Below are 18,660 nucleotides of genomic sequence, written 5' to 3' on the forward strand. Positions count from 1 at the left end.
ACATCGTTACAGCGGGCGCCATCACGCATCCAGCATCGCTTCCACGACGCAGGCGTGCTGCAGCAGCGCCGCGTCGTCGCCCTGGGGGCGCGACAGCATCAGGCCGATCGGCAAGTCGCTACCTGCCGGAAAGTAAGGCAACGAGATCGAGGCGGCGTCGAGGTAGTTGAAGACGCTGGTGTTGCGCAGCACCAGCCGGTTTGCCCGCTGAAACGCGGCGGCGTCGTTCTCGAGTTCGGCCCGCTTTGGCGGAAGAGTAGCCACGGTGGGCAGCAGTACGGCGTCGAATCCTGCCACTTCCTCTTTGAAGCGGCGTTGCCAGCCCGTCCTCGGCCACAGGCGCTGGAGATAGTCGGCCGCGCTGACGCCGTGGCCGCCGTTCAAGCGCTCGGCAATCAGTGGGTCATAGTCGGACTCGGCGCGTTCCAGCATTGCGCGGTGCAGCGCGGCGGCTTCCGGCACCACCAGGCCGCCTTGCTGATTGATCGCCAGGGTACCGTCGATGGCGGCCATCGGCAGGCGTTCGATATGGCAGCCCAGCTTTTCGAGCCGGGCCACGGCCGCTTCGAAGCCATCGCGGACGGTATCATCCAGTTCGCCCAACAGGCCGCCTTCGGCAATCGCCAGGCGCAGCGGGCGCGGGGTGGGATCGAGCACCGGCATCGGCTGGCCGGCGAGTACCGACCACAGCCGGGCGCAGCAATCGACGCTGGGGGCGATCGGGCCGACGCAGTCGAGACTCGGTGCCAGCGGATAGGCGCCTTCGCCGGGCACCGCTTCCTGGCTGGGCTTGAACCCGGTCAGGCCGCAGAAGGCCGCCGGAATCCGCAGCGAGCCGCCGGTGTCGCTGCCGAGCGTGGCGGCAGCCAGGCCGAAGGCCACGGAAGCGGCACCGCCGGAGGTCGAGCCGCCGGTGATGCGATCGGCATCGAACGGGTTGGGCGGCGTACCGTAATGCCGATTGAGCCCAAGCCCGGAGAACGCGAACTCGCTCATGTTGGTGCGGCCGGTCAGTACCGCCCCCGCCCGGCGCAAGCGCTCGACGGCGGGGGCGTCTGCGCCGGCCGGCGGCGCACCGCGGAGCACCTTGGAGGCGGCCTTGGTGATCTCGCCGCGCACGTCGAACAGATCCTTGATGCTGAGCGTCAGGCCAGCCAGCGGGGCGCCGGCATCGATGCGTGGCAGTTGTGCTCGCAGGCGATCGGCGTCGAATTCGATGAATGTCTTCGCGACAACGTCCGGTTGCGCCTGGACGCGCTCGGCAAGCACCTCGACGGCATCGCCCGGGGTGAAGTCTCCGCGCAGAAAGGCGGCCCGCCAATCCGCCAGCCGGCGTTGGCGGGGAGGGCGCGACCAGAAGGCTCGTGCTGCGTCCTGTCCGTTCATTGGGCAACCTCGAGTTCGATGACGCTGTAGCTGTGACTCAGGCGGCGATTCAGAACGGGATCGTTGAGCGTCATCGAGAAACGCGGGCTGGGCCGAATGCCGCCGATGGCCGGGACGGTGCCGCACAGCAGCAGCGTATTCGGTGCCAGGAACTCTCCCTGCTTGAGCGCGGCGGGCAGTTTGGCCAGCAGCGTATCGACATCCAGCAGCTCGGCGAGCGTGCCTTTTTGATAGGCGACGACCTCGCCGTTCTCTTCGATCCGGCTTTCGAGCTCCAGCGAATCCCAGTGTTCTCGCACTTCCTCCAGCGCCCACGCCTGGGTGGCGATCGGCTTGGCGCAGAGCTGCTTGGATTCGGCCACGCCCACCGCTTCGAGTTTACGGTCGGTGTGGTCGGAAGCCAGCGTCACCCACAAGCGGCCATCGCTATCGCTGACCAAGCAGACTTCCGCTTCGCCGGAGCCTTCGCCGCCGAGCATTTCGACGTTCTCGGCCTGGGTCAGCAGCTGGGTGCTGGCGCGATAGAACAGCGGCGTGGTCGAGGGGGGCTTGACGCCGAGTTCGGCGAGCTCCTCGATGTGATGGCGCACGCCGGCCTGGTCGCGGCCGGCCCAGCCGGCGATGGCCAGGCGTTGCGGTTCGAGGGAGAGCGTGCCCTGGGGCGTTTCGAAAGTCAGCATGAGAGTCGTCCTGATCAGAAAAAGGTCACAAGGAGCTGGGCAGCCACAGGGCGAGGCCGGGAAAGGCCACCAGCAGGCCCGCCATCAGCAGCATGGCGACGATGAACGGCAGCGTGCCGGTTACCACGTCCGCGAATGGCTTGCCGCGCCGCGCTGCCTGCACGATATAGAGATTGAGCCCCACCGGTGGGGTGATCAGCGCCATCTCGACGAACAGGATCATCACCACGCCGAACCACACCTTGTCGAAGCCGGCGGCGGCGATCAGCGGGGTGACGATGGGAATCGTGATCACCATCAGTGACAGCGTCTCGATGAAGAAGCCGAGCACGATGAACAGCACGATGACCGCCAGCAGCAGGCCATAGGGCGACAGGTCGTAGGTGTTCAAGAGCGTGGTCAGTTTCTGCACCAGTCCCGATGAGGTCAGCGCGAAGTTCAAAAACGAGGCCGCCAGGATGATGAACAGCAGCATCGCGGTGGTTTTCACCGTGCCATCGAGTGCTGCCATCAGCATGCGGCGGTCGAGCCGTCGATTGCAGGCGGCCAGCGCCAGCGACACGATCACGCCGACGGCGGCGGCTTCGGTGGGAGTGGCCCAGCCGAGATAGATCGAGCCGACGATGACCACGAACAGCACCAGTAGCGGCAGCAGGAACGCCAGGCTGCGAAAGCGTGCTTCCCAGCTGGCGACATGGCGCGGGCCGCCGAGGCTGGGTTTCCACCAGCACAACACCAGGGCCATCAGCATGAACAGTAGCGCCAGGCCCAGCCCGGGCAGCAGTCCAGCCATGAACAGCTTGGGAATCGAGGTTTCGGTCAAAAAGCCGTAGACGATCAGATTGATCGAAGGCGGAATCAGGATGCCCAGCGTGCCGCCGGCGGCGATGCTGCCGCAGAAGAGTCGCGGATCGTAGCCAAGTTTCTCGCCCTGGGGCAGAGCCACGGTCGAGATCGTCGCGGCGGTGGCCACCGAGGAGCCGGACGTGGCGGAGAACAGCGCGGCGGTGGTGATGTTGGCGTGAATCAGGCCGCCCGGCAGCCACGAAAGCCAGTGATCCATCGCTCGGTAGGCCTTCTCGGCGATGCCGGCACGCACGATGATCTCGCCCATCAGCACGAACAGCGGAATCGCGATCAGCAGGAAGGAATCCGCCGCCGACCACAGATTCTGTCCCAGCGCCTTGGTCAGCGGAAAGAGGGAAAAGAACTGGTCGACGCCGAAGGCCAGCAGGAACAGCGTTACCGCCACCGGAATGCCGGCCAGCAGCAGCACCACGATACCGATCGAGAGAAAGCCCAGCATCAGCGTGACTCCTCCCGGGTCGAGGCTTCGCCAAGCTCGCCGTTGTCCATGCCTATCAGCGCATCGAGCGTTTTGGTGTCGCGCTGGAACAGTGCGGCCAGCACCCGCAGCCCCAGGACGCTGGTGGTGAAGGCGAACCAGCAGTATCCCGTTGCCCACAGCAGTTGCGGGATCCAGAGAGGCGTGGCCAGAGGCGTGTTGGCGGTGGAGGCATTGGCCAGCGACTTGGTCAGCACCGGATAGGCGTTCAGCGCGATCATCCAGGCGACCAGATTGAGCGCCAGTAGCGAGATCACGTTGAGCGTATGCTGCGACAACGCCGGAAGGCGTCCATGCAGTACGTCGATCCGGATATGCGCGCGTTCTAGCAGCGTGTGGGAGAGCCCCCAGGCCGACAGCACGGCCAATACGTAGCCCGAGTATTCATGCACGCCGGGCAGTGAATGACCGGCCAGTTTGCGCAGCAGTATCTCGATGCCGATGAACAGTACCACCGCCATCAGTGCCAGGCCGATCAGGCGCGCGGCGAGACGTGAAATGCCGCGGGTGATACGTACCAGCCCGTCCAGACTTCGGGTCAATCCAGACATGGTGTGTTCCTATCGGAGGGCGCCGGCCGACAGGCCAGCGCGCTTTGGGGCCGCTTCAGGGCGTTTTGGCCTGCAGGCCGACGATCTTGCCGACGCTGGCATTCCACTGGGTGAGGGTATCCGCATCGACACGGCCGGCCCAGGCGGGGAGGACGCTCTCCTCCAGGGCCTGGTGGGCGCGCTGGATATCGGCGTCGGTCGGTTTGACCAGCGTCATGTCGGCGGGCTCGCCCAGCGGACATTCGCCCTGGCCGGTAAGGCAGGCGATTCCGCGCTGGGTCTCGGTCTTGGCGTTGGCCCAGACCGGTGCCACGAACTGCTGGTTGACCTGATCCTGAATCAACTGCTGCTCGTCCGCGCTCAGACTGCCCCACTTGTCCTGATTGATCGCGGTGATGACATAGTCCCAACCGCCGATGGGCAGCGGCAATATATGGCTCGAAACGTCATACCAGCCGGCGCTGTAGCCGGACATCGAGCCGGTCACGGCGCAGTCGATGACGCCGCGCTCGAGCGAGCCGGGCACTTCGTTGAAGGCGATATTGAGACTCTGGGCGCCGAGCGCCTCGAGGAACTCCCCGGTGGAGCGACCGCTGCCACGAACCTTCTTGCCCTCGAGATCGGAAAGTCCCGAGATCGGCGTGTTGCAGAACAGCACTTGGGCGGGATAAGGCACGATCGCCAGTACATGGCTGTTGAAGTGATCGTTCATGGCCTTTTCGGCGATCGGGCGGAAGGCGTCGGCCACCGCCCGAGCCTTACTGGCCTCGGTGGCCATCATCGGCAGGTCGAGGCCTTCGAGTTCCGGGGCATCGCTGACGGTATAGTCACCGACCGTCATGCCGACATCGAACAGACCGTCGCCCAGGTAGCGGAAGACATCGCCGCTGGCGATTCCCATCTGATCGAAGCTGGTGACCTGGGTGGTGATGTCACCATCACTGGCTTCCGGCAGGGTCTCGCTCCAGAACGGCTTTTCGAATTTCTGATGCAGCTCCAGGCTGCCCCAGCTACCGACGACGTTGAGCGACGTTTCCGCCATGGCGGGCATCGCCATGGCGGCGGTCGAGAGAACGGCGGCAGCGAGGACGGCGACCGGCTTGCGCCAGTCGGCGCATACTTGGGAAGAACAAATCATGATGTCGGACCTCTTGTTGGCATTGTCGGGGTGGGCATTTTTGAATTGGCATTGTCTGAGCTAGGCCCGTTCGGCTCGGGCTAGCCGTACTTCAAGCGTTGGTTGGGAATGTCGGTGATCAGCATGTGCCCCGGACTGTGCGTGATCGCCAGCGGCAGGCGCGCTGCCTCGATCGCGGCCTGGGGCGTCACGCCGCAAGCCCAGAACACCGGCAATTCATCATCGTGAATGATCGGCGCATCGCCGAAATCCGGCTGTGCAAGGTCGGCAATGCCCAGCGATGCCGGCAGGCCGATATGCACCGGAGCACCGTGCACCCTCGGCATGTCGGTGGTGATCTGGATCGCGCGGATGGCGTCCGCCGGCGTGAACGGGCGCATCGAAACGACTAGATTGCCGCCGAACGGCCCACTGGGTTCGAGCGGTATCCGGGTGCGGTACATCGGCACGTTACGGTCGAGCTGGACATGACGCACTTCGAGCCCGTCGGCCATCAGCGCATCCTCGAACGAGAACGAGCAGCCGATCGAGAAGGTAACCAGATCATCCTGCCACCAATCGGCGATATCCGTGGGTTCCTCGCTCAATATTCCGTCTCGATAAAGGCGGTAACGCGGCACGTCATGGCGTAGATCGATATCGGTACCCAGCGATCGCGGATGCGGGTCGCCGGGATCGGTCACGTCCAGCAGTGGGCAGGCGCGGGGATTGCGCTGACAGAAGCGCAGGAAGTCCTCGGCATGGCGCGCCGGCAGGATCACCAGATTGGCCTGGGCGTAACCCGGCGCGAGGCCACTGGTATGTCGGTCCCATCCTCCATGACGGATGGCCTGTCGCGCGCCGAGGGGCTGTCTGAGGTCATGAATCTGAGCGTCGGTCATGAGGCGACTCGCGTTGTGATTATGTTCCGACGATAGAAAGCGGTCATTGATAAGGCAAATCGATTTTTTTGATTTTTACTGATTGATAAATCCTTTCATTGGCGGCGCTGGGCATACTGAAAATGGCGTTGTTGATCGAGTCCGGCGATCTCTATCGCCAGCTCGGTGATGCCTGTGGCCAGGTCGTTGTCGAGATGCCGGGGCCAGGACGCGGTGAATTCGAGCTCGGGCAGCGCGATCGGCAACTCGACCAGTTTTCCCTCGACCAATTCCTCGTGCGCCAGGCGGGGCGGAATCGCGCCGATGCCCAGCCCGTCCAGGGTCATGCGCACGATCGTCCAGAGTGAACTCGAGCAATGCAGCTTGAGATGTTCGAGCTTCTGCTGATGCAGCAACGAACCCAGCTCCCGATAGGGGCGGCTGTCGCGGGCGAAGGTGATCAGCGGCAGGCCGCGCAGGCGCTGCAACGAGAAATCCTCGGGATCCAGCCCGAGCGCAGGGCTCGCGATCAGGCCCATGGTGTAATGACAGAGAAAGCGATTGAGCACCTCCTGGACGTTGACCGGCCCCATCAGAAACGCCATGTCGATGTCGCGGCTGTGCAGCTTGTTGGCGAGCCCCGGGGAGCTGTCGACTTCGAGCTCCAGCGTCATCTCGGGAAAACGGCGCGACAGTTCGGCGAGGAACTGCGGCAGCCAGCTGTGCGCGATCGATTCGACCACGCCGAGACGCAGCGTGCCCTGGAAGGGCGTGGCCAGCTCGAGCATCGCCAGCGCTTCCTGGCGTGCCTCCATCAATCGCAGGGCGTGGCGATGGAACTGACGTCCTTTGGGCGTCGGCTTGATCGGACGCTGGGTGCGTTCCAGCAACGGCTCGCCGACGATCGACTCCAGCCGCGCGATGCGATCGGACACCGATGGCTGGGTCAGGTGCAGGTGGCGCGCCGCGAGGCGGAACGAGCCCAGGCGGACGATCCAGACGAAGGCTTCGATTTCCTTGAAGTCGAACATGGCGGACCCGGTGCGCGGTGAATGGGATGAGCTGGCTGCAGACGCGTCAGTATTGCATACCGACGCCGGCGGGTCGGCGGCACGATTTCCGCCAGGCCGGATGTCCGATTCCGGCCAACGTCGCTACAATGGGGAACCCTTTCTGCGTCGGGCGTATTCGATCCGCTTCACAAGAGCCGCTACGTTCGCGCAAAGTCACCTGACCGTGACACCAGGATACGCCGATCGTCCTCTTTCGCTGCTTCACCCCAGCCCGGTAGGCGTTCACCGATCTTTGCCGATTGAGGCAATCAGATCAGCCAGATTGAGTCGAATAAACAGGAGCGCTTGATGAGCCAGCAGGATTCCCCCGGCATGAATCAGCCGGATTCCCCGGCCGGTGCCGACCATCGTCGTCGCCACTCGGCACCGGTGGTCGATGGTCCCGGCAAGGCCGCCAGTCGCGCGATGCTGCGCGCGGTGGGCTTCACCGACGAGGACTTCCAGAAGCCGCAGGTCGGCATCGCTTCGACCTGGAGCCGCGTGACGCCGTGCAACAGCCATATCAACGTGCTGGCGGAAGCGGCCAGTGACGGCGCCGACGCCGCCGGCGGCAAGGGCGTGATCTTCAATACCATCACCATTTCCGACGGCATCGCCAACGGTACCGAGGGCATGAAGTACTCGATGGCCTCGCGCGAAATCATCGCCGACTCGATCGAAGCGGTGGCCGGCTGCGAAGGCTTCGATGGCGTGGTCGCCATCGGCGGTTGCGACAAGAACATGCCCGGCTGCATGATCGGCCTGGCGCGCCTCGACCGCCCCAGCATCTTCGTCTATGGCGGCACCATCCAGCCCGGCGCCGGTCACACCGACATCGTCTCGGTGTTCGAGGCGATGGGCGCCTACTCCCAGGGCAACAAGTCGCTGATCGAGGTCAAGCAGATCGAGGAGACCGCGATCCCCGGGCCGGGTTCCTGCGGCGGCATGTACACCGCCAACACCATGGCCTCGGCGATCGAGGCGATGGGCATGAGCCTGCCCAACTCATCGGCCCAGGAAGCGGTCTCGCAGACCAAGCACGACGATTGCCGCGCCGCCGGCGAGGCGGTGCTCAAGCTGCTCGAGCTGGACTTGAAGCCGTCCGATATCATGACCCGCAAGGCGTTCGAGAACGCCATCACCGTGGTCATTGCGCTCGGCGGCTCGACCAATGCCGTGCTGCACCTGCTGGCGATCGCCAATACCATTGGCGTGGAACTCTCGCTCGACGATTTCACCGAGATCGGCAAGCGCGTGCCGGTGCTCGCCGACGTGCGCCCCAGCGGCCACTACATGATGAGCGAGCTGGTGGCGATCGGCGGTATCCAGCCGCTGATGAAGATCCTGCTCGACGCCGGCATGCTGCACGGTGATTGCATCACCGTCACCGGCAAGACGCTGGCCGAGAACCTCGCCGACGTGAAGCCTTACCCGGTCGATCAGCAGATCATCAAGCCGCTGGACGCACCGATCAAGGCGACCAGCCACTTGCGCATTCTCTATGGCAATCTGGCCCCGGAAGGCGCGGTTGCCAAGATCACCGGCAAGGAAGGCACCCGCTTCACCGGCCGCGCCCGCGTGTTCGATTCCGAAGAGGAAGCGCAGGCGCGCATCAACGACCTCACCGTGGTTGCCGGCGATGTCGTGGTCATCCGTTACGAAGGGCCGAAGGGCGGCCCCGGCATGCGCGAGATGCTGACGCCGACCTCGGCGATCATGGGCCGCGGCCTGGGCGACAAGGTGGCATTGATCACCGATGGCCGCTTCTCCGGCGGCAGCCACGGCTTCGTGGTGGGGCATATCACCCCGGAAGCCTTCGTCGGCGGTCCGATCGGGCTGATCGAGGATGGCGACGAGATCACCATCGATGCCGAAAACGATGTCATGACCCTGCACATCGACGACGCTGAGATGGCACGTCGGCGCGCGGCATGGAAGCGCCCGGCACCGCGTTATACCCGGGGCGCCCTGGCCAAGTACGCGCGCACGGTCAGCTCCGCCTCCAAGGGCGCGGTGACCGACCTGCCCGAAGCGCTGGGCGATTGAGCCGGCACGCCAAGGCTACGGCTTAGGGCGAACGTCCAGAACGCAAGAACGCCTCGGTGCAACGCATCGGGGCGTTCTTGCGTTTGCCGCGCGTGCAGACGGCATGTGCTCTCCTATACTGCGAGTGCAAGTTGGCACAACAGGGAGATGTGCAATGTTACCGAAAAGGATGATGAGCGCCGGCATGGGACTGGCGCTAGGCGCAATGATGATCACCGGCAGCGCGCTGGCGCAGGACAAGATGAGTGATCAGCCCGAGGTCAACAAACAATCGGGTGCGCAGATCGATGAGCAGGAAGGGGCTCATGAAACCGATGTGCAAGCGCAGGGGGCCCCTCGACTCGCGAAGGCGTGCCGCGATCTCGCCGTGCAAAAAGAAGACCACTCCGAAGAGATAGACGGCAAATCCATCTACGAGACCAACGCCAAGGACTATGAACAAGGCGAAGAATTCGAACTCCTCGTCGATCTGCTCGGCCGAGGCAACGCAATGTACAACCTTACCTGCCAGATCGACGCCGATGGCAACATGACCTACGACGGCATGAAAAAGACGTCGACTGCCAAATCCGCCCCGGGCGGTGCTTGAAGCTGTCCCGTTGGGCATAAGCGCGGTCCCTTCGCGGGACCGCTGAGAATGCTGACAAACTACTGCGCTCGCCCATGCGGCGTTGAAGTCCGCCTCAGAATGCTCATTTACACCCCGTAAACTGTGCTTCTTCGGCGGATTTCGCCTTGCCTGGCCATCGCTCGCTACGTTTGTCAGTATCCTCGCTGCATTCGGGAATCAGGCGGCGCGATGTTCGCGCATCCAGGCGATCAAGCCCCCGCTGAATAGTATCTCGATCTGGCGCGGCGTCAGACGGTGTTCGAGGCGCAGCGTCTTGTCGCCGGCCCTGGCGCCAATCTCATTGCTGGCTTCCAGCGCCTGGCGCAGATTCTCGAACGCGACCTCGCTGCCGATCTCCAGCGTGTCGTAGTCGCTGGCGTCGACGAAGGTCAGCGGCAGCACGCCGAAGTTGATCAGGTTCTGCTCGTGAATGCGCGCAAAACTCCTGGCCAGCACGATGCGCAGCCCCAGATAGCGCGGTGCGATGGCGGCGTGCTCGCGACTCGAACCCTGACCGTAGTTGTTGCCGCCGATGACGATATGATCGCCGGTCTTGCGAGCCTGAGCGGCATAGCCTTCCATGACCCCGCGAAAGGCGAATTCGGCGATCTTCGGAATGTTGGAGCGGTAGGGCAGCACTTCGCCACCGGCGGGCATGATCTCGTCGGTGGAGACATCGTCGCCGGCCTTCACCAGGACCGGAAGGGTCAGGCGCGTCTCCAGCGGTTCGAAATCGGGGAGCGATTCGATGTTCGGTCCCTTGATCAGATGAATCTTGCGCGCCTTCTCCTCGTCCAACGGCGGTATCAGCGTGCGCGTGTTGACGATCGGGTCGCTGGGCTCCTCGATTCGGGGATAGGGCATGTCGAGGGTCCTCGGGTCGGTGATCACGCCATTGAGCGCCGAGGCCGTGGCGGTTTCCGGGCTGCACAGGAAGACGCGATCCTCGCGGGTGCCGGAGCGGCCGGGAAAGTTGCGCGGTACCGTGCGCAGACTGTTGACCTCGTTGGCTGGGGCTTGCCCCATGCCGATACAGCCGTTGCAACCGGCCTGATGCAGGCGTGCGCCGGCATCCAGCAGGCTGAACAGATGCCCGTCTCGGGTCAGGGTCTCGAGAATCGAGCGTGAAGTGGGATTGATCTCCAGCGAGACGTCGTCGTCGACGGTGCGCCCTTCGAGCATGGCGGCCGCGACGGCGAAATCGCGGTAGCCGGGGTTGGCCGAGGAGCCGATATAGGCCTGCGACAGCGGCTCGCCGGCGATCTCGCGCACCGGCACGACATTGGCGGGACTCGACGGCTTGGCGATCAGCGGCTCGAGATGGCTCAGGTCGATCTCTTCGCGGCAGTCGTAGCGACAGCCGTCGTCGGGCAGTAGCTCTTGCCAGTCGTCGCCCCGGCCCTCCGCGCATAGGAATGCCTTCACCGCGGCGTCTGAAGGGAACACGCTGGTGGTGGCGCCGAGTTCGGCTCCCATGTTGGCGATCACGTGGCGATCCATGGCCGAGAGCTGCTCGAGCCCAGGGCCGTAGTACTCGATGATGCGGCCGACCCCGCCGCTGACGCCGTGACGGCGCAACATCTCGAGGATGACATCCTTGGCGCTGATCCAGTCGGGCAGGCGGCCATCGAGACGCACGCCCCACACTTCCGGCATCCGGGTATAAAAAGGCTCGCCGGCCATCGCCATGGCGACGTCGATGCCGCCGGCGCCGATCGCCAGCATGCCCAGCGAACCGGCGGCCGGTGTATGGCTGTCGGAACCCAGTAGCGTCTTGCCGGGCTTGCCGAAACGCTGCTGATGGGTCGGGTGGCTGACGCCGTTACCGGGGCGCGAGAACCAGACCCCGAGGCGCTGCGCTGCCGTCTGCAGGAAGCGGTGGTCGTCGGGGTTCTTATTGTCCTCCTGGATCAGGTTGTGATCGACGTACTGTGCCGATATCTCGGTTTTGACACGCTCGAGACCCATCGCCTCCAGCTCCAGCATCACCATGGTGCCGGTGGCATCCTGGGTCAGGGTTTGATCGATTTTCAGGCCGACCGCCTCGCCGGGCGTCATGTCGCCGCTGACGAGGTGCGAAGCGATCAGCTTCTGGGTGACGTTACGGGGTGTGTGGCGCATGATTGGCTCCCAGTGTTTCCACACTGACATTGGCTAACCTCTTCAGTGTAGGAGAGACCTTGCGAACACACGGAGCGTGCGCGTGGCAGCTTCCATACCTGCGGAAATCATCGAGACGGAGTCACCGGTGGGCATCATCTCCGATACCCACGGCCTGCTTCGGGACGAGGCGCTGGCGCTACTGGCCGATTGCCAGCCGCTGATTCATCTGGGCGATGTCGGCGATCCGGCGATTCTCGAGCGCCTGGCGCAACTGGCGCCGGTTTACGCCATTCGCGGCAACATCGATCGGCAGGGAGTATGTGCGGCGCTGCCGTTGCATCGCCGGCTGATCGTCAATGGCCGGGCGCTGCAACTGGTTCACGATATTGCGGATATCGACGAACGAATGGCCTGCGAGGCGGTGCTGCACGGCCATTCGCACAAGCCACGCAACGAGTGGCGCGAAGCCGACGACGAGCGGCAGCTCTGGTTCAACCCCGGCGCGGCCGGCAAACGGCGATTCCGCTTGCCGCTCACGCTGGGCAAGCTGTGGCTGGACGAGCGCGGTATTCGAGGGGCGATCGTGCATCTGCCGCTCGCTTAGGCTCTGTACGAAAACTGCCTGCGCTTGCCTATACGGCGTTAAAAATCGGTTCGGAATGCTCATTTACACCGCGTAAACTCCGCTTTCTCACCGATTTTCGCCTTGTCTGGGCTTCGCTCGCCGACTTTTCGTACAGGGCCTCGAGTGCCGCCTAGCTATCTTCCGGCGTCACGCGAATCAACGCGCCGTCGCTCGAATCGGTCAGCAGCCACAGCGCTCCGTCCGGGCCTTCATCGACATCGCGGACCCGGCCGAGTTCTTCCAGCAGCCGCTGTTCGCCATCGACGCGTTCGCCATCGAGCGTCAAGCGCACCAGACCGCCCGGCGAGAGCGAGGCGATCACCAGGTTGCCGTTCCAGCCGGGGAAGCGCTCGCCCTGATAGAAGGCCATGTCGCCCGGCGCGATCACCGGGTCCCAGTAGTAGACCGGCTGTTCCATGCCGTCGTGAGCGGTAATGCCGTCTCCGATCGGGGAGCCATCATAATCTTCACCGTAGGTGATCACCGGCCAACCATAATTCTTGCCGGCTTCGGGGATATTGAGTTCGTCCCCGCCACGCGGGCCATGCTCGATCGTCCACAGCTTGCCGGTTTGCGGATGCAGGGCGGCTCCCTGGATATTGCGGTGCCCGTAGGACCAGATCTCCGGCAGTCCCTCTTCGCCGTCGGCGAACGGGTTTTCGTCCGGTACCGAGCCGTCCTCGAGAATTCTCACGACCTTGCCGAGATGGGTGTCGAGATCCTGCGCCAGTTGACGCGGCTCGGGCAGCGAGCGTTCGCCGAGGGTAACGTAGAGCCGATCCTGGTCGTCCCAGACCAGCCGCGAGCCGAAATGCCTGGTCGAATCCCAGGCCGGTGTCTGGCGAAAGATCACCTCGACGTCGTCGAGACGCGTGTGGTCCTGGTTCAGCGTGCCGCGTGCCACCGAGGTGCCGTTGGTGCCGTCGCCCCGCGGTTCGGCGTAGCTGAAGTAGACATGGCGGTTGCTGGCGAAGTCGGGATCGAGGCTGATGTCGAGCAGCCCGCCCTGGCCGCGGGCGTCGATCTCCGGCAGCCCCTCGATCGGCGCCGACAGTGTCCCTTCATGCAGATCGACTGCCCTGAGACGCCCCGGGCGTTCGCTGACCAGGGCGGTGTCGCTGTCGAGAAACACCAGCGACCAGGGATGTTCCAGACCCTCGGCGACACGCTCGCTATGCAGCGTGGGAGCGTCGGAAATTGCCGGTGCCCGAGTCTGTCCCTCGAAGGCTGGCGTCTGGTCGGGAGCGTTCGGTGGTCCGGTGGGAACCGCTTCCTGGGCCAGGATGTCGCCACTCAGGGTGAGTAGCAGGGCGGTACCGGATGAGGTAACGAGGCTGCGCAACATGGGAGACTCCACTGCGTAGAATCGAAAGCGGTAAGTCGTCACTGTAGCAGCCCCCCAGCAGCAATGGGAGAACACGCGATTGTCGACAACGGCTGACCGAGAGGCAGGAAAATGGATATAATGAGGGGCTGTTAACGTTTCAGCGCGAACCGCGTTGCTGCGCCAAATGGCGCCAGGCCAGGCGCGGGATACAGAGAAGGGTGGTTCCCTTTTCAAATCCCGCAACGCCGCATGGCGCCATTTGCCGTGCAACCCGAAGGGCCGGGCCAGTTTTCGCACGGTGCTGCGTTATTCGTCGTTCATTTGAAATGACCAAACTACTCTCCTTATGCCTTGCCCCGCACAAAAACTGGCTCCGGCGCGGCCGTGCGTGAAACGTCAACAGCCCCTTGCCTTTTATCGGAGTATCTCCTTGCCCCCGGAACCTTCTGATCCATCGAGTCATCGTCGCGCCTTGCCGGTCTGGGCGCGATGGGTCTTGCTGGCAATCTCATGCATGGTCGCCAACCGTCTGCTCTATATCCTTCACATGCCCGCCGGCGGATTCATCGGGCCGATGGCGGTAGCGATCGTCTATGGCGTGTCGATCGGCGGCCTCAAGCTGCCGCGCCCCTGTTTCAAGCTCAGTCAGGGGGTCATCGGCGTGCTGATCGCCCAGACCCTGAGCATGACGGTGCTGTTCAAGATTCTGAATGCCTGGCCGGTCATGCTGCTGGCGACGGCCATCACGCTGCTGCTGAGCCTGGTGGTGGGTATCGGCCTGGTGCGCTACGGCGGCCTGCCGGGGTCGACCGCGGCCTGGGGCACCACTCCGGGCGCGGCGGCGGCGATGGTGGCGATGGCCGAGGAGAGCGATGCCGACCCGCGCATCGTGGCGGCAATGCAGTACGTGCGCGTGGTCTGCGTGGTACTGATCGGCGCGCTGGTCAGCCACTATCTGGGAGTGACCGGCGGTCCCGGGCATCCCGCCCAGGGGCTGCCCGATTCTCTCGGCGAGCTGGGCGACGGCCTCGCCACATTGGCGGCCGTGGTGGCGGGCGTCTGGCTGTTCGACGGGCGGCTACCGGCCGGGGCGCTGCTGGGGCCGGTGGTGATCGGCAGTGTGCTGCACCTGACCGGGGTGATCACTATCCTGCTGCCGCAACCGCTGCTGGAACTGGCCTATGGCCTGATCGGAACTTATGTGGGATTGCGCTTCGATCGCGCAACGGTGCGCAACATCGCTCGCTCGCTGGGTAAGATGATCCTCGCTTCGCTGGTGCTGATCGCGTTGTGCGCGCTGTCGGCCTGGCTGATGACGCTACTGATGCATACCCAGTTCATTTCGGCCTATCTCGGCACCAGTCCCGGTGGGCTCGACTCGATGACCATCATCGCCATCGATACCCATGCCGACGTCGGCCTGGTGGTCGCGCTGCAGACGTTGAGACTGTTTACCGTGGTACTGGTCGGGCCAGGCATGGCGAAGCTGGTGGCGCGCTTCGCCCGGTCTGCCACGGGCAGCATCGGCAGGGGCTAGCCAGCCCAGTAGGCGCAGACAGTCAGTGCAGGCTCCATTCCCAGCGGCGATGATTGTCGCTCGGCGGGGCGTGGCTGCGTACCCGGCTGACCCAGGCCTGGCGGCCGCTGCGACGGATCAGATAGACGATTTCGCCTTCGCGCAGCGGCGGATTGGCGGGATCGATCAGAATGGCTTCGAACCAGCGCGAGAGATGAAAGACCTGTAGCTTGCCGTTGACGGGATGCGCCGTTACCTGGACGGCCGCCTCGGCGTTGCCGCGCGGGGAAGGAAGCGTGCTGGCTAGCCAGATCGGCAACCGCTCATGCCGATTGACCGCGATCGCCGCCAACAGCAACGCGCAGGCGCCCAGCAGACTGGTCGCGGGAGAAATGAACGGCACCTGGATCGACAGCCCCAGGACGCCGACCGCAACGATACCGACGAGCGGATGCGGTAATCGCCGATAGAGTAGAAAAAGCGCACACAGGCCGATGCCCAGTGCTGCCTCTTCCTGCATGTGATTGAGCCATAGAGCCATGGATTACCCTGCTGCGTCTTGCGACCGCCTCTCATGGGCAAATCGTCGGTTTTTGCGGCGCCATCGAAGGGCGCCGTCGTTCATCATCAAGGCGGACTCCATCCACCGCGCGAACCGAGCACGAATGCCGACACGACAGTCGCTGGAGCCTCGCTGTGCAGGATACTGGTGGCAAAACGCCCCCTCCAGAGAAGAACGGTAAATAATTGCTGCCTAACGTAGCTTTCGAGAGGGATTGTCAACGCCTTGCCGGCGCGATGACGGGCGGGACGCACCAGGGGATTGCGACCTTGGTCGGAGTGCAGTATTTCTGAGAGTCTGATGTCGCTCGATTCGAGACATCGCGCACCGGTTCCCTGCGCGACACAACAATGACAACGCCAACGGCGGGAGGCAGCTATGCAACCCTCTTCGAACATCCGGTACCGACACCAAGACGCGAGCTATTTCGACAAGCGGGGCTTGAGTCGCTATGCCGGCCCCTGGTCGTTATGGGCGCTCGGTGTCGGTGCGGTCATTTCCGGGCACTACTCCGGCTGGAACCTGGGCCTGTCGATCGGCGGCTGGGGCGGTATGGCCATCGCCACGGTGCTGATCGCGATCATGTATCTGGGACTGACCTTCTGCATTGCCGAGATGTCGCCGGCACTACCCCATACCGGGGCCGCCTACTCGTTTGCGCGCTCGTCGATGGGACCCTGGGGCGGTTTCATCACCGGCCTGTGCGAAAACGTCGAGTACATCCTGACGCCGGCGGTGATCGTGTTCTTCATCGGCTCCTATCTCGGCAGCATCTTCGAGACGCCGGCAGTCATGCAGCCGCTATGGTGGGTCATCGGCTATATCCTGTTCGTGGGGCTCAACATCATCGGCGTGGAGTTGTCGTTCAAGGTCACGCTGACGGTGACCCTGATGGCGTTGGCGGTACTGGTCATATTCTGGATCTCGGCGATTCCGCACATCGATTTCTCCACCTGGGCGCTCAACATCGGCAGCGGCGGTGAACTGCTGGAAGGCGGCGGCGGTCCGTTTCTGCCCATGGGGATCGGCGGCGCGCTGGCGGCAATGCCGTTTGCCGTGTGGCTGTTTCTGGCCATCGAGCAGCTGCCGCTGGCCGCCGAGGAGTCGGTTGATCCCAGACGCGACATGCCCAAGGGCATCATCCTGGGCATGGTCACGCTGATCGTCTCGGCATCGATGATCCTGGTGCTGAATCCGTCGCTGGTGGGCGTGGGCGCCTATGCGCTGGGGCAGAGCGGGGAGCCGCTGCTGGACGGATTTGCCGCCATCTACGGCAGCGGCCTGGCCAAGCTACTGGCGCTGGTGGCGATTATCGGGCTGATCTCGAGTTTCCACACCATCATCTTCGCCCAGGGCCGCCAGATCTATTCGCTGTCGCGCGCCGGTTACTTTCCCACCTGGCTGTCGTTGACCCACGGCACCCGCAGGACGCCGCACGTGGCGATGATCACCGGTGCCTGTCTGGGGCTGGTCATCATGCTGGTACTGTTCGTCGGCCTGGGCGTCGATCAAGGCTCGGCGGTGATCGGTGGCACGCTGCTCAACATGGCGGTATTCGGCGCGATGTGCTCCTACATCGCACAGGCGGTGTCGTTCATTCTGCTGCGTCGGAATCGTGCGGACATTCCGCGCCCCTACCGCAGCCCTTTCGGCGTGCCCGGGGCCTGGATCACCATCGTCATCGCGCTGGTGACACTATTCTTTCAGTTGAGCGATCCGACATATCGGATCGGTATTCTCGGGGTGATCGTGTGGTTTGCTGTCGCCATCGCTTATTTCGCCCTCGTCGGACGCCATCGGCTGATTCTCTCCCCGGAGGAGGAGTTCGCCATGGAGCGCCGCGAGCAGGCGGCGGCCGACGTCGAGACGATATCCGCCGCCAAGCCCTGAGCCCGCCACGCGGCCGGTCGCCACCGGCCGCGTTTTCACGCTGGATCGGTGTGCCGGCCCGAGTGCTGGCGTAGAATGCTGCCGATGCTAAAAAGGAGTGTTTCATGCGCATCGGAATTCTGCAGTGCGACGACGTCGCCGAGCCCCTACGCGACACACATGGCAACTATCCCGAGCAGTTCGAGCGTCTGCTGACGCGGGTGGACCCGACGCTAGCGTTTCGTATCTGGCGCTGCCTGGATGGCGAGATACCTGATGCAGGAGAGTTCGGTGAGGCCGATGCCTGGCTGATCACCGGGTCCAAATACGGGGTCAGCGACGGCGATGCCTGGATCGAACGCTTGTGCGCCTTCGTACGCCAGCTGTGGCAGGCCAGGCGGCCGCTGATCGGCGTCTGTTTCGGTCATCAACTGATTGCCAAGGCGTTGCATGGCGAGGTCGAGCGCAGCCCGCGCGGCTGGGGGATCGGTGTCTCCTTCAATCGGCTGATCGAGCGTGCCGAGTGGATGCAGCCCTACCAGGAAGGACTCGATCTGCTGGTGAGCCATCAGGATCAGGTCAAGACCCTGCCGCCACAGACGCGGGTGCTCGCGGCCAGCGACTTCTGTCCCTTCTATCTGATCCAGGTGGGCGAATGTTTCCTCGGCGTTCAGGGGCATCCCGAATTCACCAAGGGCTACTCAGCGGATCTCATGACGCTGCGCAGCGATGCCATGCCGGCGCATCGGGTGCGGGAAGGGCAGGCCTCGCTGAATGCGGACGTGGACAGCGAACTGATGGCCCGCTGGATGCTCAATTTCTGGCGTCAGGCCCTACGGTCTGTCTGAAAAGTGCCTGCGCTCGATCATGCTGCGTTAAAAATAGGCTTAGAATGCTCATTTACCCCTTGTAAACTCCGCTTCTGCGCCAATTTTTGCCTTGCCTGATCATCGCTCGCCGACTTTTCAGACTGGACCTAGTGTGGTGTTT

16 protein-coding genes are annotated in these 18,660 nt (G+C 63.9%); 6 read left to right on the forward strand and 10 right to left on the reverse strand.

Translation table 11 applies throughout. From position 1 onward, the window contains the following. Positions 1-21 precede the first annotated feature (21 nt). The 7 genes from DOM57_RS14185 to DOM57_RS14215 form a co-directional block, all read right to left on the reverse strand. Positions 22-1,386: an amidase gene (locus tag DOM57_RS14185; RefSeq protein ID WP_110649850.1), complete on the reverse strand. Its 1,365-nt coding sequence runs from the start codon at positions 1,384-1,386 to the stop codon at positions 22-24. Beyond that, the gene (locus DOM57_RS14190; protein WP_110649851.1) at positions 1,383-2,066 is read right to left on the reverse strand and encodes a DUF2848 domain-containing protein; all 684 of its coding nucleotides are present in this window, start codon (positions 2,064-2,066) and stop codon (positions 1,383-1,385) included. The genes DOM57_RS14185 and DOM57_RS14190 overlap by 4 nt, the downstream gene beginning before the upstream one ends. A 25-nt stretch (positions 2,067-2,091) precedes the next feature. Next, positions 2,092-3,372: a TRAP transporter large permease gene (locus DOM57_RS14195; protein WP_110649852.1), complete on the reverse strand. Its 1,281-nt coding sequence runs from the start codon at positions 3,370-3,372 to the stop codon at positions 2,092-2,094. Next, positions 3,372-3,962, reverse strand: a complete 591-nt coding sequence (locus DOM57_RS14200) for a TRAP transporter small permease subunit (protein WP_110649853.1) — start codon at positions 3,960-3,962, stop codon at positions 3,372-3,374. The genes DOM57_RS14195 and DOM57_RS14200 overlap by 1 nt, the downstream gene beginning before the upstream one ends. Positions 3,963-4,017: 55 nt before the next feature. Beyond that, entirely contained in the window at positions 4,018-5,100 is a 1,083-nt protein-coding gene (locus DOM57_RS14205) for a TRAP transporter substrate-binding protein (RefSeq protein ID WP_110649854.1), read from the reverse strand. Between the two features lie 80 nt (positions 5,101-5,180). Beyond that, a complete protein-coding gene (locus DOM57_RS14210) occupies positions 5,181-5,981 on the reverse strand; it encodes a putative hydro-lyase (RefSeq protein ID WP_110649855.1) in 801 nt (266 codons plus the stop codon). A 95-nt stretch (positions 5,982-6,076) separates the two neighbouring features. Beyond that, positions 6,077-6,991 carry a LysR family transcriptional regulator gene (locus DOM57_RS14215; RefSeq protein WP_110649856.1) on the reverse strand — a complete coding sequence of 305 codons (915 nt, stop codon included), beginning with the start codon at positions 6,989-6,991 and terminating at the stop codon, positions 6,077-6,079. A gap of 354 nt (positions 6,992-7,345) precedes the next feature. Between DOM57_RS14215 and ilvD the strand changes: the two genes are divergently transcribed. Both ilvD and DOM57_RS14225 read left to right on the forward strand, forming a co-directional pair. Then, positions 7,346-9,058, forward strand: coding sequence for a dihydroxy-acid dehydratase (ilvD, locus tag DOM57_RS14220; protein ID WP_110649867.1), 1,713 nt, complete (start codon positions 7,346-7,348; stop codon positions 9,056-9,058). 184 nt (positions 9,059-9,242) lie between these two features. Further along, positions 9,243-9,647, forward strand: a complete 405-nt coding sequence (locus DOM57_RS14225) for a hypothetical protein (protein WP_162619546.1) — start codon at positions 9,243-9,245, stop codon at positions 9,645-9,647. 198 nt (positions 9,648-9,845) lie between these two features. Here the strand turns inward: DOM57_RS14225 and DOM57_RS14230 are convergent, their stop codons facing one another. Further along, a complete protein-coding gene (locus tag DOM57_RS14230) occupies positions 9,846-11,789 on the reverse strand; it encodes an aconitate hydratase (RefSeq protein ID WP_110649858.1) in 1,944 nt (647 codons plus the stop codon). Positions 11,790-11,871: 82 nt separating this feature from the next. On the opposite strand from DOM57_RS14230, the gene DOM57_RS14235 reads away from it, so the two are divergent. Continuing rightward, positions 11,872-12,375: a metallophosphoesterase family protein gene (locus DOM57_RS14235; protein WP_239496239.1), complete on the forward strand. Its 504-nt coding sequence runs from the start codon at positions 11,872-11,874 to the stop codon at positions 12,373-12,375. A 151-nt stretch (positions 12,376-12,526) separates the two neighbouring features. Here the strand turns inward: DOM57_RS14235 and DOM57_RS14240 are convergent, their stop codons facing one another. Then, positions 12,527-13,741, reverse strand: coding sequence for a PQQ-dependent sugar dehydrogenase (locus DOM57_RS14240; protein WP_110649859.1), 1,215 nt, complete (start codon positions 13,739-13,741; stop codon positions 12,527-12,529). 328 nt (positions 13,742-14,069) lie between these two features. Here DOM57_RS14240 and DOM57_RS14245 point away from each other — a divergent pair, with 328 nt between their 5' ends. Further along, positions 14,070-15,260 (forward strand): AbrB family transcriptional regulator, encoded by a 1,191-nt coding sequence (locus DOM57_RS14245; protein ID WP_110649860.1) that lies wholly within the window; start codon positions 14,070-14,072, stop codon positions 15,258-15,260. Between the two features lie 22 nt (positions 15,261-15,282). Here DOM57_RS14245 and DOM57_RS14250 read toward each other — a convergent pair whose 3' ends face one another. After that, entirely contained in the window at positions 15,283-15,780 is a 498-nt protein-coding gene (locus tag DOM57_RS14250; protein WP_110649861.1) for a hypothetical protein, read from the reverse strand. Positions 15,781-16,179: 399 nt separating this feature from the next. On the opposite strand from DOM57_RS14250, the gene DOM57_RS14255 reads away from it, so the two are divergent. Both DOM57_RS14255 and DOM57_RS14260 read left to right on the forward strand, forming a co-directional pair. Then, the gene (locus tag DOM57_RS14255; RefSeq protein WP_110649862.1) at positions 16,180-17,691 is read left to right on the forward strand and encodes an amino acid permease; all 1,512 of its coding nucleotides are present in this window, start codon (positions 16,180-16,182) and stop codon (positions 17,689-17,691) included. Between the two features lie 104 nt (positions 17,692-17,795). After that, positions 17,796-18,518 (forward strand): glutamine amidotransferase-related protein, encoded by a 723-nt coding sequence (locus DOM57_RS14260; protein ID WP_110649863.1) that lies wholly within the window; start codon positions 17,796-17,798, stop codon positions 18,516-18,518. Positions 18,519-18,660: the final 142 nt, after the last annotated feature.

It is taken from the genome of Salinicola peritrichatus, assembly GCF_003206715.1.
In the GTDB taxonomy this organism is placed as follows: domain Bacteria; phylum Pseudomonadota; class Gammaproteobacteria; order Pseudomonadales; family Halomonadaceae; genus Salinicola; species Salinicola peritrichatus.

Bases quoted from the DNA above. Each gene is read 5' to 3' on its own strand.
- DOM57_RS14255 (WP_110649862.1), top strand. From the start codon at position 16,180: ATGCAACCCTCTTCGAACATCCGGTACCGACACCAAGACGCGAGCTAT.
- DOM57_RS14205 (WP_110649854.1), bottom strand. From the start codon at position 5,100: ATGATTTGTTCTTCCCAAGTATGCGCCGACTGGCGCAAGCCGGTCGCC.
- DOM57_RS14190 (WP_110649851.1), bottom strand. From the start codon at position 2,066: ATGCTGACTTTCGAAACGCCCCAGGGCACGCTCTCCCTCGAACCGCAA.
- DOM57_RS14195 (WP_110649852.1), bottom strand. From the start codon at position 3,372: ATGCTGGGCTTTCTCTCGATCGGTATCGTGGTGCTGCTGCTGGCCGGC.
- DOM57_RS14225 (WP_162619546.1), top strand. From the start codon at position 9,243: ATGGGACTGGCGCTAGGCGCAATGATGATCACCGGCAGCGCGCTGGCG.
- DOM57_RS14250 (WP_110649861.1), bottom strand. From the start codon at position 15,780: ATGGCTCTATGGCTCAATCACATGCAGGAAGAGGCAGCACTGGGCATC.
- ilvD (WP_110649867.1), top strand. From the start codon at position 7,346: ATGAATCAGCCGGATTCCCCGGCCGGTGCCGACCATCGTCGTCGCCAC.
- DOM57_RS14210 (WP_110649855.1), bottom strand. From the start codon at position 5,981: ATGACCGACGCTCAGATTCATGACCTCAGACAGCCCCTCGGCGCGCGA.
- DOM57_RS14200 (WP_110649853.1), bottom strand. From the start codon at position 3,962: ATGTCTGGATTGACCCGAAGTCTGGACGGGCTGGTACGTATCACCCGC.
- DOM57_RS14245 (WP_110649860.1), top strand. From the start codon at position 14,070: ATGCCTTGCCCCGCACAAAAACTGGCTCCGGCGCGGCCGTGCGTGAAA.
- DOM57_RS14230 (WP_110649858.1), bottom strand. From the start codon at position 11,789: ATGCGCCACACACCCCGTAACGTCACCCAGAAGCTGATCGCTTCGCAC.
- DOM57_RS14240 (WP_110649859.1), bottom strand. From the start codon at position 13,741: ATGTTGCGCAGCCTCGTTACCTCATCCGGTACCGCCCTGCTACTCACC.
- DOM57_RS14215 (WP_110649856.1), bottom strand. From the start codon at position 6,991: ATGTTCGACTTCAAGGAAATCGAAGCCTTCGTCTGGATCGTCCGCCTG.
- DOM57_RS14185 (WP_110649850.1), bottom strand. From the start codon at position 1,386: ATGAACGGACAGGACGCAGCACGAGCCTTCTGGTCGCGCCCTCCCCGC.
- DOM57_RS14260 (WP_110649863.1), top strand. From the start codon at position 17,796: ATGCGCATCGGAATTCTGCAGTGCGACGACGTCGCCGAGCCCCTACGC.